15 protein-coding genes are annotated in these 13,660 nt (G+C 55.9%); 13 read left to right on the plus strand and 2 right to left on the minus strand.

Features of this window, described 5'->3' with window-relative positions; genetic code table 11:
• Positions 1-93 precede the first annotated feature (93 nt).
• The 3 genes from aat (at position 94) to infA (ending at position 1,900) form a co-directional block, all read left to right on the plus strand.
• A complete protein-coding gene (gene aat / locus OQ287_RS10430; protein WP_250939495.1) occupies positions 94-792 on the plus strand; it encodes a leucyl/phenylalanyl-tRNA--protein transferase in 699 nt (232 codons plus the stop codon).
• Positions 793-830: 38 nt separating this feature from the next.
• The gene (locus OQ287_RS10435; protein WP_265896384.1) at positions 831-1,568 is read left to right on the plus strand and encodes an arginyltransferase; all 738 of its coding nucleotides are present in this window, start codon (positions 831-833) and stop codon (positions 1,566-1,568) included.
• A gap of 113 nt (positions 1,569-1,681) precedes the next feature.
• Entirely contained in the window at positions 1,682-1,900 is a 219-nt protein-coding gene (gene infA / locus OQ287_RS10440; RefSeq protein ID WP_250939497.1) for a translation initiation factor IF-1, read from the plus strand.
• A gap of 148 nt (positions 1,901-2,048) precedes the next feature.
• Here infA and clpA read toward each other — a convergent pair whose 3' ends face one another.
• Complete coding sequence (clpA, locus tag OQ287_RS10445; protein WP_250939498.1) at positions 2,049-4,316, minus strand: ATP-dependent Clp protease ATP-binding subunit ClpA; 2,268 nt, start codon at positions 4,314-4,316, stop codon at positions 2,049-2,051.
• A 30-nt stretch (positions 4,317-4,346) separates the two neighbouring features.
• A complete protein-coding gene (gene clpS, locus OQ287_RS10450; RefSeq protein WP_407658249.1) occupies positions 4,347-4,715 on the minus strand; it encodes an ATP-dependent Clp protease adapter ClpS in 369 nt (122 codons plus the stop codon).
• Positions 4,716-5,003: 288 nt separating this feature from the next.
• On the opposite strand from clpS, the gene OQ287_RS10455 reads away from it, so the two are divergent.
• The 10 genes from OQ287_RS10455 to OQ287_RS10500 all read left to right on the plus strand — a co-directional run bounded on the left by OQ287_RS10455 (position 5,004) and on the right by OQ287_RS10500 (position 13,506).
• A complete protein-coding gene (locus OQ287_RS10455) occupies positions 5,004-5,606 on the plus strand; it encodes a pseudouridine synthase (RefSeq protein ID WP_250939499.1) in 603 nt (200 codons plus the stop codon).
• Positions 5,603-6,052: an NUDIX domain-containing protein gene (locus tag OQ287_RS10460; protein WP_265896385.1), complete on the plus strand. Its 450-nt coding sequence runs from the start codon at positions 5,603-5,605 to the stop codon at positions 6,050-6,052. Before OQ287_RS10455 ends, OQ287_RS10460 begins: the two co-directional genes overlap by 4 nt.
• 84 nt (positions 6,053-6,136) lie before the next feature.
• Positions 6,137-7,270: a tRNA 2-thiouridine(34) synthase MnmA gene (mnmA, locus tag OQ287_RS10465; RefSeq protein WP_250939501.1), complete on the plus strand. Its 1,134-nt coding sequence runs from the start codon at positions 6,137-6,139 to the stop codon at positions 7,268-7,270.
• Positions 7,267-7,881: a high frequency lysogenization protein HflD gene (hflD, locus tag OQ287_RS10470; RefSeq protein WP_250939502.1), complete on the plus strand. Its 615-nt coding sequence runs from the start codon at positions 7,267-7,269 to the stop codon at positions 7,879-7,881. The genes mnmA and hflD overlap by 4 nt, the downstream gene beginning before the upstream one ends.
• 59 nt (positions 7,882-7,940) lie before the next feature.
• On the plus strand, positions 7,941-9,308 hold the full coding sequence (gene purB, locus OQ287_RS10475; protein WP_265896386.1) for an adenylosuccinate lyase: 1,368 nt from the start codon (positions 7,941-7,943) through the stop codon (positions 9,306-9,308).
• Between the two features lie 55 nt (positions 9,309-9,363).
• Positions 9,364-10,554, plus strand: coding sequence for a cupin domain-containing protein (locus OQ287_RS10480; RefSeq protein ID WP_265896387.1), 1,191 nt, complete (start codon positions 9,364-9,366; stop codon positions 10,552-10,554).
• On the plus strand, positions 10,547-10,978 hold the full coding sequence (locus OQ287_RS10485) for a GNAT family N-acetyltransferase (protein WP_250939505.1): 432 nt from the start codon (positions 10,547-10,549) through the stop codon (positions 10,976-10,978). Before OQ287_RS10480 ends, OQ287_RS10485 begins: the two co-directional genes overlap by 8 nt.
• 109 nt (positions 10,979-11,087) lie before the next feature.
• Entirely contained in the window at positions 11,088-11,564 is a 477-nt protein-coding gene (locus OQ287_RS10490) for an outer membrane lipoprotein (protein WP_265896388.1), read from the plus strand.
• A gap of 109 nt (positions 11,565-11,673) precedes the next feature.
• A complete protein-coding gene (locus tag OQ287_RS10495) occupies positions 11,674-12,645 on the plus strand; it encodes a lipid A deacylase LpxR family protein (RefSeq protein WP_265896389.1) in 972 nt (323 codons plus the stop codon).
• A 117-nt stretch (positions 12,646-12,762) separates the two neighbouring features.
• A complete protein-coding gene (locus OQ287_RS10500) occupies positions 12,763-13,506 on the plus strand; it encodes a lipopolysaccharide kinase InaA family protein (RefSeq protein ID WP_265896390.1) in 744 nt (247 codons plus the stop codon).
• Positions 13,507-13,660: the final 154 nt, after the last annotated feature.

Below are 13,660 nucleotides of genomic sequence, written 5' to 3' on the forward strand. Positions count from 1 at the left end.
TGTTATCTGCCCTTTAAAGACAAATGCACCGAACACTGGCATGCGCCGTGGATGCATTGCCTGTCTGGGCTCGACACCCTACAGAGACTTGTCATGCTCCCATGGCTTCCGCCCTCCCCCGCTGCCTTCCCTCCTGTCAATACGGCTCTGGAAGAACCGGATGGCCTGCTGGCTGCTGGCGGAGATTTGACCCCCGACTGGCTGATCAGTGCCTACAGTAACGGAATTTTTCCATGGTTCAGCGACGACCAGCCGATCCTCTGGTGGTCACCCGACCCACGCATGGTTCTTTTCCCGCAGGAATTCAAACCGAGACGAAGCCTGGCCAAGCGCTTTCGCAATGCCGGCTTTACCTTCACATTCAATCAGTCATTCAAAGACGTCATGACAGCCTGCGCCCAGACCCGGGCCGATCAGGAAGGCACCTGGATCACTGATGACATGATGGCCGCATATCATGAGCTGCATCGGCAGGGATACGCTCACAGCGTAGAGGTGTGGCGCGAAAACACACTGGCAGGCGGACTATACGGTGTCGGACTGGGTGAGTGTTTTTTCGGCGAATCCATGTTTTCACGAGAAGCGGATGCTTCAAAGTGCGCGCTGACCTATCTTGTAGCACAGGGAATGCCTCGAGGACTGACATTGATAGACTGCCAGATGCACAGTAATCACCTGGCTTCCCTGGGCGCTCGTCTTATCGCACGTGACAATTTTTTACGTTACCTTGAACCCTGTCAGGCTACACGCCCCCGAGCAATATGGCTGCCGGACGCTACCGCCGTCCCATAAGGACAACAAAACAGGCTGGAGCAAAATAAGGTGATCCCTTGAGCAATCCGACAACAACCAGAACGCAGGATCTGCGCTTTTTCCTGACGGCACCACACAGCTGCAGCTACCTTGAAAACAAGGAAGCCATTACGCTGTTCATGGATCCGGAACAACCCATCAATCAGGATGTTTACAGTGCACTTTCCCTGATGGGATTTCGCCGAAGTGGTCAGCACCTTTACAGACCACATTGCAACAACTGCAAGGAATGCCTCTCGGTACGTATCCCGGTCGAAGACTTTACACCGAATAAAACACAGCGTCGGCTGTTTAAACGTAACCAGTATTTAACAGTCAATAACCTTCAGGCGTCGTTCGTTGAAGAGCACTATCTCCTTTATGAGCGTTATATCGCCGCACGGCATCAGGACGGTGACATGTATCCGCCGTCCAGGGAGCAGTACGCCAGCTTCCTGACTCATAACAACGAGTTTTCACGGTTGATCGAATTCAGAAACGGCGCCGAGCTGGTGGCCGTGGCTGCCATGGATGAGCTATCGCATGGCCTTTCAGCAATCTACACCTTCTACTCACCGGCTCCTGAACATGCTCCGCTGTCTCTGGGTACGCATGCCGTTCTCTGGCAGATAGAGCAGGCAAAATCACTAGGGCTACCCTATGTCTATCTGGGCTACTGGATAGAGCGAAACCGTAAAATGGCCTACAAGACCCTGTTTCGTCCCATCGAATATCTTGAAGGACGCAGCTGGCAAAGGCTGATTGATTGCAGCTAGCTTTGCCTAACCGGCCGTCATCAGGCAAAATGCAGCACTATTGTTCCAGGGACCTGTTAACGAAGGCTTCCCTGTTACTCTACGTTTTAACGTAACCGGAGGAAATGCCGCATATGGCGCGTGAAGATCATATTGAAATGGAAGGTGTCGTTATAGACATGCTGCCAAACACCATGTTCCGTGTCGAACTGGAAAATGGACATGTTGTAACAGCACATATTTCCGGAAAGATGCGCAAGAACTACATCCGCATCCTTACAGGTGACAAGGTCAAGGTAGAGCTGACACCTTACGACCTGTCCAAGGGGCGTATTGTTTACCGGTCACGCTGAGCCCGCCTCAGGGACGGTCGTGGTACCGTTGCCCTGCTCTTTCCTGAAAAGCGCCCGTGACTGCAGGCTGATCATTTTCATGCCAGCCTGACAAAAAACGCCCCGTCTTTCGACAGGGCGCTTTATTTTGCGTGTGGATTTTTGCTATTCAGGCAAGCTCCACTTCCGACACCAGACTCAGATCGTCTCCGTCGACGGTGACACGCACCGTGCCTCCCTGATCCGCAAGATCCCCAAACAGAATCATCTCTGCCAGCGGTTTCTTCAGCTTGTCCTGAATCAGACGGGACATCGGCCGCGCTCCCATGTCTGGATCATAGCCATGCTCAGCAAGCCAGGACTTGGCCTCATCGGACACATCCAGCTGAACACGTTTCTCGTCCAGTTGCGCCTGAAGCTCGATCAGGAACTTGTCTACCACGTTGCGTACGACAGCCAGATCAAGCGCATGGAACTGAATGATGCCGTCGAGCCGATTCCGGAACTCAGGCGTAAACGTTTTCCGAATGGTTTCCATTGCATCGGTACGATGATCCTGATGCTGGAAACCAATGGAACGTCGAGAAGCTTCCTCTGCGCCGGCATTTGATGTCATGACCAGAATCACATTGCGGAAGTCCGCCTCGCGTCCGTTGTTGTCAGTCAGCTTGCCGTGATCCATGACCTGCAACAGCAGATTGAACACTTCAGGGTGCGCCTTCTCGATCTCATCAAGCAGCAGCACACAGTGCGGCGCCTTGGTGACTGCCTCTGTCAGCAGACCACCCTGGTCGTAACCGACATACCCCGGGGGCGCACCGATCAGACGTGATACAGCGTGCCGCTCCATGTATTCAGACATGTCGAACCTGACCAGCTCGATGCCCATCAGCATGGACAGCTGCCGTGCCACCTCGGTCTTGCCCACCCCGGTCGGGCCGGCAAACAGGAAGTTACCAACCGGCTTGTCCGGTGAACCAAGTCCGGCGCGGGAAAGCTTGATGGCCGAGGTCAGGCTGCCGATGGCTTCATCCTGCCCAAAGACCAGCATTTTAAGATCACGTTCCAGCGTCGACAGGAGTTTGCGATCCGAGCTGGTAACGCTTTTCGGCGGAATACGCGCGATGGAAGCAACGATTGACTCGATCTGCTCGACACCAATGGTATCGATTCGCGCTTCCGGTGGCAGCAGGCGCTGATGAGCACCGGCCTCGTCGATGACATCGATGGCCTTGTCCGGCAGATGCCGGTCATTGATGTATCGAGCAGCCAGCCTGACCGCCGTTTCGACAGCCTCATCGGTGTACTTGAGCTGATGATGCTCTTCAAAGCGGCTGCGCAAGCCCTTGAGGATGCGGATGGTGTCATCAACGGATGGCTCCATTACGTCCACCTTCTGGAAGCGACGCGCCAGCGCACGATCCTTTTCAAAGATTCCGCGGAATTCCTGAAAGGTCGTGGATCCCAGACAGCGTAACTCTCCGGAAGACAGCAACGGTTTGAGCAGGTTGGAAGCATCCATCACACCACCCGAAGCGGCACCAGCCCCGATAACGGTATGAATTTCATCAATGAACAGAATCGAGTTCGGCTCTTTCTTGAGCTCGCCCAGCAGTGCCTTGAGTCGTTTCTCGAAATCACCGCGGTACTTGGTGCCTGCCAGCAGGGCGCCAAGATCAAGTGAATACACGACAGCATCAGCGATCACCTCGGGCACGTCTTCCTCGACGATGCGCTTGGCAAGACCTTCGGCAATGGCGGTTTTACCCACTCCGGCTTCGCCCACCAGCAGAGGGTTGTTCTTGCGACGGCGTGCCAGAATCTGCACGACACGCTCAAGCTCATGATCACGGCCGATCAGCGGGTCAATCTTGCCCAGACGCGCCTGCTCATTGAGGTTGGTGGCATACCCCTTGAGAGGATGTGAGCCACTTTCTGCTCCTCCCTCTTCACCATCATCGCTGCTGTCGGAAGGCCCCGGGTGCGGCTGCTCCTGCCCGGATACCTTGGAAATACCATGCGCCAGATAATTGACGGCATCGACACGTGCCACGCTTTGATGCTTGAGGAAATAAACCGCCTGACTTTCCTGCTCGGAAAAGATCGCCACCAGCACATTGGCACCAGTCACTTCGGTCTTGCCGGATGACTGGACATGAAACACGGCGCGCTGGAGCACACGCTGAAACCCGAGCGTAGGCTGAGTCTCACGATCATCCTGCCCTTCTGGAATCAACGGCGTTGTCGAGTTGATGAAATCCTGCAGATCGGTACGCAGCTTGTCGATGTTGGCACCACAGGCCCGCAATACATCTGACGCAGAGGCATTGTCCAGCAACGCCAGCAGGAGATGCTCAACGGTCATGAACTCATGACGCTTGGAGCGCGCCACGGTAAACGCCGTGTTCAGGGTCAGTTCAAGTTCTTTGCTTAACATGGCAGTCCCCTTCTTGCCGCATTCGGCACTTCAGTCGACCTGTTCGACATCACATAACAGTGGATGTTGACACTCTCGAGCGTATTCATTGACCTGATGACATTTGGTTTCCGCGATATCGCGCGTGAAGATCCCGCAGGTCGCCTGGCCCTGAGTATGGACAGCCAGCATGATCTGCACTGCCCGTTCATTATCCATCGCAAAGAAAGTCTGCAGCACCTCAACGACGAACTCCATGGGAGTATAATCGTCATTGTGCAGCACAACTTTATACAGCGGAGGCTCCTTCAGTTCAGGGTCGCTGAGCTGCTCGGCGACATCGCTGTCCTCGTTTCCCTCCGGAGAGGACGGCGGATTCATACCGGCGAGCCAAACTCCTTTCACCTTGGTGTCGTGCATAGTTGAGTCTTCTTTGAACATAAGAGGCAGGGCATTCGAGCACAAGGGAGATTGCCGAAAAACGTCAATATCGCCATGACTCATCCCTGCATGCCTTGTTGAAAGATGGTGGCGAGAGGCAGAAGATGCAACTCGTAACCACTAAATGAGTGAATACGATTATTCCGCTTTACTCTATACCTGCTGATACAGGGTTGTACCATGGCGCCTGTAGTCTGCTCGGATGAAGCAGGCCACATTTATATCGCCATATCCGGCAATTGCCTTTTACCCCTCTATAGGATCGCCGTGAGTACCATTTATCTTGTGAACAAACCCTTTCATATGCTGCCCCAGTTCACTGATGACCAGGGGCGCAGAACGCTGGCAGATATCATTACAGTGCCAGGCATTTATCCGGTGGGGCGGCTTGATTATGACAGTGAAGGGTTGATGCTCTTGACCGATGACGGCGCGCTGAACCATCGTATCAGCCACCCACGCTACAAATTGACCAAGGTCTACTGGGTTCAGGTCGAGGGCCTGCCGAACGACCAGGCCCTCTGCCAGCTTCGCCAGGGCATCAGACTGAAGGATGGCCCCACCCGGCCGGCGCAGGTACGCCATATCGATGCGCCAGCGCTTCCGGAGCGTGATCCGCCGGTCAGATTCCGTGCCAACCAGCCCACCAGCTGGCTTGAAATCCGTATCAGTGAGGGACGAAACCGTCAGGTACGCCGAATGACAGCAGCCATCGGACACCCCACCCTGCGACTGGTACGTCAGGCCATCGGAAGCTGGCAGCTTGGCCAGCTCGCCCCGGGTGAGTGGCGAAGCGAACAACTGCACGCCCCTCGCCCCGACAGGCCACGGTCTGCACGCAGGCCTATCACCAGGAACCGTCGCTCATGAGGCGCTGGACGCCCCACACAACGGTTGCCACGGTGATTCAGCATGAACATGCCTTTCTACTGGTGGAAGAGCGGCAGGGACCTGGGCCAACCGTCTTCAATCAGCCCGCCGGTCACCTGGAACAGGGGGAGACACTGTTCGACGCTGCCCGCCGTGAAACACGTGAAGAAAGTGGCTGTACCGTCGCACTCGATGGCTATCTGGGCCTTTATGTACATACCAGCTCCGCCGGCGTTACCTATCATAGCCATAGTTTTCTGGCGCACGTTACAGGTCATGTTGATGCGCCCCTCGATACTCCGATTGTTGCCGCGCACTGGCTGACGCCTGATGCCATCAAGGCGCTGTCCATCGATGGTCGACTGAGAAGCCCACTAGTGCTCAGGCGTGTGCAGGATGCACTGGCCGGCCGCCGCTTTCCGCTTGAGCTTGTTGTCGAGGGATAAGCACTGACAGGGGTTAAGCGCGCCTGATGCATCAGGTATACTCGACACAACTACAGTCACTTCTATTTGATCGCCGAGCGTGTCATGACCTCTTCCAACGCTTCGCCCGCCCCTTCGAGCCTCAAGGTCATCGCAGGCATGTCCGGGGGCGTCGATTCTTCCGTATCAGCCTGGCTATTGCTGCAACAGGGTTACCAGGTCGAAGGCCTGTTCATGAAGAACTGGGATGAAGACGACGGTACCGAATACTGTACCGCCAAGGATGACCTGGCAGATGCTCAGGCCGTCTGTGACAGTCTGGGCATCCGATTGCATACGGCCAACTTTGCTGCCGACTACTGGGATAACGTGTTCGAGCATTTCCTGGCCGAGTACAAGTCAGGCAGAACGCCCAACCCCGATATCCTTTGCAACAAGGAAATCAAGTTCAAGGTCTTCCTTGAATACGCTGAACTGCTGGGCGCTGACCTGATCGCCACCGGCCACTATGTCCGCCGCGGAGAGCGCGATGGTCAGGCCGTTCTGCTCAAGGGGCTTGATGCCAACAAGGATCAAAGTTATTTCCTGCATGCCGTGGGCAGTGATGCCATTGGCCGCACCCTGTTCCCGGTCGGCGAACTTGAAAAGCCTGAAGTACGACGGATTGCCGAAGAACAGGGCCTGGCCACGGCCCGAAAGAAGGATTCCACCGGAATATGCTTTATCGGAGAGCGACGCTTCAAGGATTTCCTGAGCCAGTATCTGCCGGCACAACCCGGGCTTGTTGAAACGGAAACAGGCGATGTGATCGGTGAGCACCAGGGGCTGATGTATTACACCCTGGGCCAGCGCCAGGGGCTGGGCATTGGCGGACTGGCCAGATACAGCGAAGACCCCTGGTATGTGGCTGCCAAGGATCTCGAGCGCAACGTACTGGTCGCGGTACAGGGCAAGCATCATGACCTGCTTTACACCCAGATAATTGACAGTGAAGTCGTTGACTGGGTGGCCGGACACGCACCAGCCACGCGCTTTCGGGCTACCGCAAAGGTGCGTTATCGCCAGCAGGATCAGCCCTGCCAGGTTGAATCACACTCGGATGGCACGGTGACGGTCGTATTCGATACGCCTCAGCGCGCTGTTACTCCAGGACAATCCCTGGTTCTGTACAAGGACGATGTTTGCCTGGGCGGAGGCGTTATCCGTACGGCCAGCAAGCGTCAGGACACCGCAGCATGACGACCATTGAAGAACAGGCATTGGCCCTTGCGGGTGTGTTTCAGGCAGCCGCGGTAGCCGATGAACTGGCACGCACGGGCCAGTGCAATGAACGTGACCTGCACACGTTGCTGTCTGCCACCCTTCAGACCGACCCTGATCGCTTCGAGGATATCTACGGAAATCACACGAACAATCTTCGCAAGGGCATGGACACCCTGACAGAGGCCTTTGATCGCACCCAGGCCTCCTCCGATGTGATGCGCTACGCCTTCTCCATGGTGCTGCTGATGAACAAGTTCAGAAAGAACCCCGACATGATGGATCATGTCGGCCAGCGGCTGGAGCGTATCAAGGCACAATCGGAGCACTTCGGGCTTGAACACGAAAACGTGGTGGCAAGCCTGGGAGAGCTTTACAAGGACACCCTGTCAACGCTGAAGTATCGCATTGTCGTTCAGGGTGACCCCAGCCTGCTGCAGAGCCGCATGATGCCCGAACGGATTCGTGCGGTATTGCTGGCAGGCATTCGTTTTGCCCTGTTGTGGCATCAGCGCGGTGGACGCCGCTGGTCGCTGCTGTTTCAACGCGGGAAACTCAAGGAAGCCCTGAAACACATGGATGGTCGCTGAATTGCAGCCTGTGTTTTCAACTCATTGTTACTCACTGCCAGAACACGCCGGAACTCGACATGCAACTTTCTTCACTGACAGCGTTATCCCCCATTGATGGCCGCTACGGCAGCAAGACCAGCGACCTGCGCGAGCATTTCAGCGAATTCGGCCTGATCAAGGCCCGCGTTATCGTCGAAGTCCGCTGGCTTGAGCGGCTGGCTGACCATCCCGGCATCGAGGAACTCGGTGCCCTGTCCGACGATGCCCGTGCGTTTCTGAACCGGCTGATCGCTGACTTCGGTGAACAGGACGCAGCACGCATCAAGGACATCGAGCGAACCACCAATCATGATGTCAAGGCCATTGAATACTACCTGAAGGAAAGGCTTTCACATCATGACGAGCTGAACGCCATCAGCGAGTTTGTCCATTTCGCCTGCACCAGTGAAGACATCAACAACCTCTCTCATGGCCTGATGCTGCGTAGCGGCCTGAACGATGTGCTGCTGCCGGCCATGCGGGATGTTGTCGAACAAGTCGTGGCACTGGCGCATCAGCATGCCGACCAGCCGATGCTGTCCAGAACTCACGGCCAGACCGCCAGCCCCACCACCCTTGGCAAGGAAATGGCCAACGTTGCCGCGCGCCTGCGCCGTCAACTGCGCCAGATCGAGTCCACCGAAATACTGGGCAAGATCAACGGCGCCGTGGGCAATTACAATGCCCACCTGGCCACCTATCCGAACGTTGACTGGGCCGACAATGCCCAGGCATTTGTCGAATCCCTGGGGCTGACCTTCAACCCCTATACCACCCAGATCGAACCGCACGATTATATTGCCGAGCTGTTTGACAGTGTATGTCGCTTCAATACGATCCTGATCGACTTTGATCGGGACGTATGGGGATACATCTCGCTGGGCTACTTCAAGCAGCGCACGGTCGAAGGCGAGATTGGTTCATCGACCATGCCCCACAAGGTCAACCCGATTGACTTTGAAAACTCCGAAGGCAACCTCGGTCTGGCCAATGCCATTCTGGGCCACCTGGCTCAGAAACTGCCGATTTCCCGCTGGCAGCGTGATCTGACCGATTCCACGGTCCTGCGTAACCTTGGTGTCGGGCTGGCTCATGGGTTGATCGCCTATCAGGCATCAATCAAGGGCATCAGCAAGCTTGAAGCCAACCCTACACGCCTGATGGATGATCTGGATAACAGCTGGGAAGTACTGGCAGAGCCGATCCAGACCGTCATGCGCCGCTACGGAATCGAGAAACCGTACGAGAAGCTCAAGGAACTAACCCGCGGCAAGCGTATTGACCAGGTGGGCTTTGCGGCCTTCATCGATACCCTCGCGCTGCCTGATGCAGTCAAGGCCGACCTCAAGGCCATGTCACCGGCCAGCTATATCGGCAATGCCGCTGCTCAGGCTCGCGCCCTGTAACTTTCGTGCCGGGGCCGTGCCCCGGCCCCGCTCCTCTTTGCAAGACCTCCAAACCATGCCCCATGAACCGAATACTCCGCTGTCCCTGCTGGGCGGTCTGTCTACCGCTGACTTCCTGCGCGATTACTGGCAGAAAAAACCCCTGCTGATCCGGGGAGCCTATCCGGATTTTGACAATCCGCTCAGCGCGGAAGAGCTGGCCGGACTGGCCTGTGAGGAAGGTGTCGAGGCGCGCCTCGTTGAGGAACACGGGCCGGACAAGGCGTGGCAGGTATCGCACGGGCCCTTCGATGAGGCGACCTTTGCCAGACTCGGTGAGCAGGACTGGACACTGCTGGTACAGGCCGTTGATCACTATGTGCCTGATGTCGCTGCATTGATGGAGGATTTCAGCTTCATCCCCCGCTGGCGGCTCGATGACATCATGATCAGTTATGCGCCGCCAGGTGGCAACGTGGGGCCCCACGTTGATAACTACGATGTATTCCTGCTTCAGGCCAGCGGACAGCGCCGCTGGCAACTGGGCGGCCTGCAGGACGAAGATGCTCCCCTGATAGAAGGCATAGACCTTCGAATACTCAGTCGCTTTGAAGTAACTCCCGATCAGGACTGGGTACTCGAACCCGGCGACATGCTGTACCTGCCACCCCGGCTCGCTCATCACGGGGTCAGCATAAGCAGCGACTGCATGACCATATCCGTCGGGTTTCGTGCACCGTCTGCCGATGAAATGGTGACCTCGTTTGCCGATTTCCGGGGTGAACAACTTCGGGATGATCAACGCTACAAGGATCCGGACCTGACTCCTCAGCCTCACGAAGGCGAGATCGGGCCGGAAGCCCTGGCGCGCGCCCGAGAGCTGATCCTATCGACGCTGGATAATCCGGCAGCACTGGCCGCCTGGTTTGGCCGCTACATGACCCAGCCTCGCTACCCTGGCCAGCTCGCCGAAGCGGATAACCCCCTCGGCGCTGAAGCGCTGACGGCCTGGCTTGAGGAAGGTGGGGAGCTTGTCAGGGCACTCGGATCACGGTTTGCCTATCACACCGACAGGGGCATCAGCACCCTGTTCATTGATGGTGATGGCCTCTCCTGCACAGAGGAGCTTGCTCGTGCGCTGGCTTCCAGTACACCGATCGATCAAACCCTTCTGACTCTCGATCCTCAGGCAGCAGCGCTGCTGGCCGGTCTTGTCACTCGTGGCTCCCTGCTACTGGAAGATGAATCGGAGGAAGACGATGACTGAGTCTGCCATCACCATTCGTGCAGGTGAGTGGGACACCCTGTCCCAATGGTGCCGCCCCCTGCGTGAACTGGTCTTCATCAATGAGCAGGGCATTACACGCGAAGAAGAGTGGGATGGTCTGGACCGGCGTGCCCTGCACTTTGTACTGTTTGCTGATAATCAGGCCGTCGGCACGGCCAGACTCCTGCCGGATGGCCATGTAGGTCGAGTGGCCATCCATCCCGAATGGCGAGGCAAGGGGCTGGGCCAGGACCTGCTTCGTCAGGTATTGCTGGAGGCCCATCATCAGGGCCATACTCATCTGATGCTTTCTGCCCAGCTGCACGCCCTGTCGTTTTATGAACAACTGGGGTTTACCGCACAGGGTGAACCCTATACGGAAGCGGGTATTCCCCATCGCGACATGAGTTGTGCGCTGGACTGACCGGATCCATCATCCGGAACCTTTTGAAACATTCAAACTCAAAGCTCCAGGTTTTAGAACAGTGTTTCAATCAAATAATGCCGGTTGATGGCATGATGCAGGAGTCACCATGAAACAGATTTCCTATACCGCTCTCGCGCTGGCCGGTGTTCTGTCACTGGCGGGCTGTGCCAACAGTGACATCTATTCGGGCGACGTCTACAGCGGCAATCAGGCCAAGACAGCCCGCAATGTCAGCTACGGCAACGTTACCGGTGTGCGACCGGTAACCATCCAGTCAGGCAACGAAAATGATACCGGCATCGGTGGCATCGGTGGTGCACTGCTCGGTGGTCTGCTGGGCAGCCAGTTCGGAGGTGGCAGCGGCCGTCTTCTAACCTCTGCAGCAGGCGCAGTAGGAGGTGCGGTCGCCGGCTCCAGGGTGGAACAGTCGGTCAACAGGGTCAGCGCCTACGAAATTCAGGTGCAGCGTGATGATGGCCAACAGGTTGTGGTAGTACAAAAGGCCGATCACCCCTATAACGTGGGTGATCGTGTGAGATTGATCGGAGCCGGCAATGATCTTGCCGTGACGCCGGCCAATTAAGCTGTTACACCGGCAGAACGCGGGTGAGACGTAGCGAAGTCCAGAGTATGATCTATAGTTCTGCTTAGCTGGCTAATCAAACACCACTTGCAGATATCAAGGACATCTCATGCGCTTACCCGCACTTGCTCTGGCCCTGACGGCCTTCTCACCCGCAGCCCTTGCGAGCGGCACCGTGAGCCTGAAGCTGGACAACGATATTTTTACTGGTGATGGCGATGGCCACTATACCAATGGCCTGGAAGCACAGTGGACCTTTTCACCGGGCAAGGATCACTGGACCAGAGACCTTTCCAGCGCACTTCCCCTATGGTCCAGAGGCACCCTGGCAGCCGTCAGCTACCATCTGGGCCAGCAGATCTACACACCTGAAAATACGGATGCTCATGATCCGGTCAAAGATGATCGACCCTATGCAGGTTATCTGTATGGCGGAGTGTCACTGTTCCAGGATGCACAGCAGCATAAGCTAAGAATTGCGGATACCCTTTATATCGAGGCCGGCATTGTAGGTCCGGCCGCCGGTGGCAAGACCGTGCAGAACAATTTTCACCACCTGATCGACAGTGACAGGGCAAATGGCTGGCATAACCAGCTTCATAACGAACCCACACTGACCGTTGGCTGGAACCGGGCCTGGTGGGTACAGGATACCCTTGGCAGCCTTGCTCTGGAGTACGGCCCGAATGCCGGTTTCGCGCTGGGCAATCTCCATGATTACGCTGAAACCGGGATGATGGTTCGCATCGGCAAGCACCTGAACGATTTCCACGGCATACCTGCAGTAGCCCCCGGCCGCAGTACTCGCACCCTCTTCACTCCCTCCCGGGCAAATGGATGGTATGTCTTTACGGGCATTACCGGTCGCTACATGGCCCATAATCTACTGCTGGACGGCAATACCTTTGAAAACAGTCCGGAAGTGGATCGACGTCCCTGGGTAGGTGATCTCGTGGCTGGTGTGGCATTCAGCGTCAGTCGCTGGAATCTGGCTTTTACCAGTGTCTGGCGAACACATGAATTCGAACAGCAGCATCGAAGCGACCGCTTTGGTTCTGTCATATTGTCTACCAGTCTTTAATCGCCCTCTTCAACGTATGAAAAGTACAACCATGGCCTGAACAATCAACCACCAGACTGATTACATCAGGTTTCAATAATCGTACTATCGATACCAAATCCTGACTGATTTCTTTACATGAAAAATTTTACTGCGCCTTCATGGGCGCCACTGTTACAACGCCACCACATCAATACCTTCGACGCCCTGTGGAATCTTGATCTCGAGCCCGTTGACGTGCCCAACCTGGAGCGTGGTGGCCATTCTGAAGTCAGCCTGTTGACACTTGAAGATCAACGGTTTTTTGTCAAACGGCAGACCAATCATCTCGGACGTAGCCTGCAACGTCCCTTTGGCGAACCTACCTTTGCGCGTGAATTTCGAAATATTCAACGCTTTGAAGCACTGAATATCCCCGCCCTTGAAGCGGCCTGGTTTGGAGAACGTCGATCACAGGGGACATGGCGCTCGATTCTGGTAACGCCTGCCCTGGAAGGGTACAGCGACCTGATTGCCTGGCATGCCCGCTGGAATCAACTGTCTGAACATGAACAAGTGAGTGTTATCGAAGCCAGTGCACGCCTGCTGGCAACACTTCACGACACTGGCTGGATGCACGGCAGCCTGTATGCCAAGCACGTTTTCCTCAAGTCACAACCAGGCCACTGGGAAGCACGACTGATAGATCTTGAAAAATCACGTCCGCTGCTCCGCAGGACAGCCGAGCGGCTGAGGGACCTGGATGTGTTCACGCGCCGCCTGACCGCCTGGCAGCCCGAAGACTGGACGACCTTTTTTACCGCTTATGCCGGCACCGTAGAGTCAGGCAGATTCTGGCAGGAGAAGCTGAATAAGCGATTGAAGCGAAAAGGAAAGTCATAGCACTTCCGTCTGATAGTCTTTAGCAATCGCCATGATAGTCAAAAGTAAAAAAAAATAGAGTGACAAATCGAACAGTGTTTCTTATAGTGTCTTCATCGTTTAGAAACACCGTTCGCAAATAGACGAACACTGACAGGCTTTCAAGGGAGTACAC

The sequence above is a fragment of the Larsenimonas rhizosphaerae genome (genome assembly GCF_026240105.1).
GTDB classification, from domain to species: Bacteria; Pseudomonadota; Gammaproteobacteria; order Pseudomonadales; family Halomonadaceae; genus Larsenimonas; species Larsenimonas rhizosphaerae.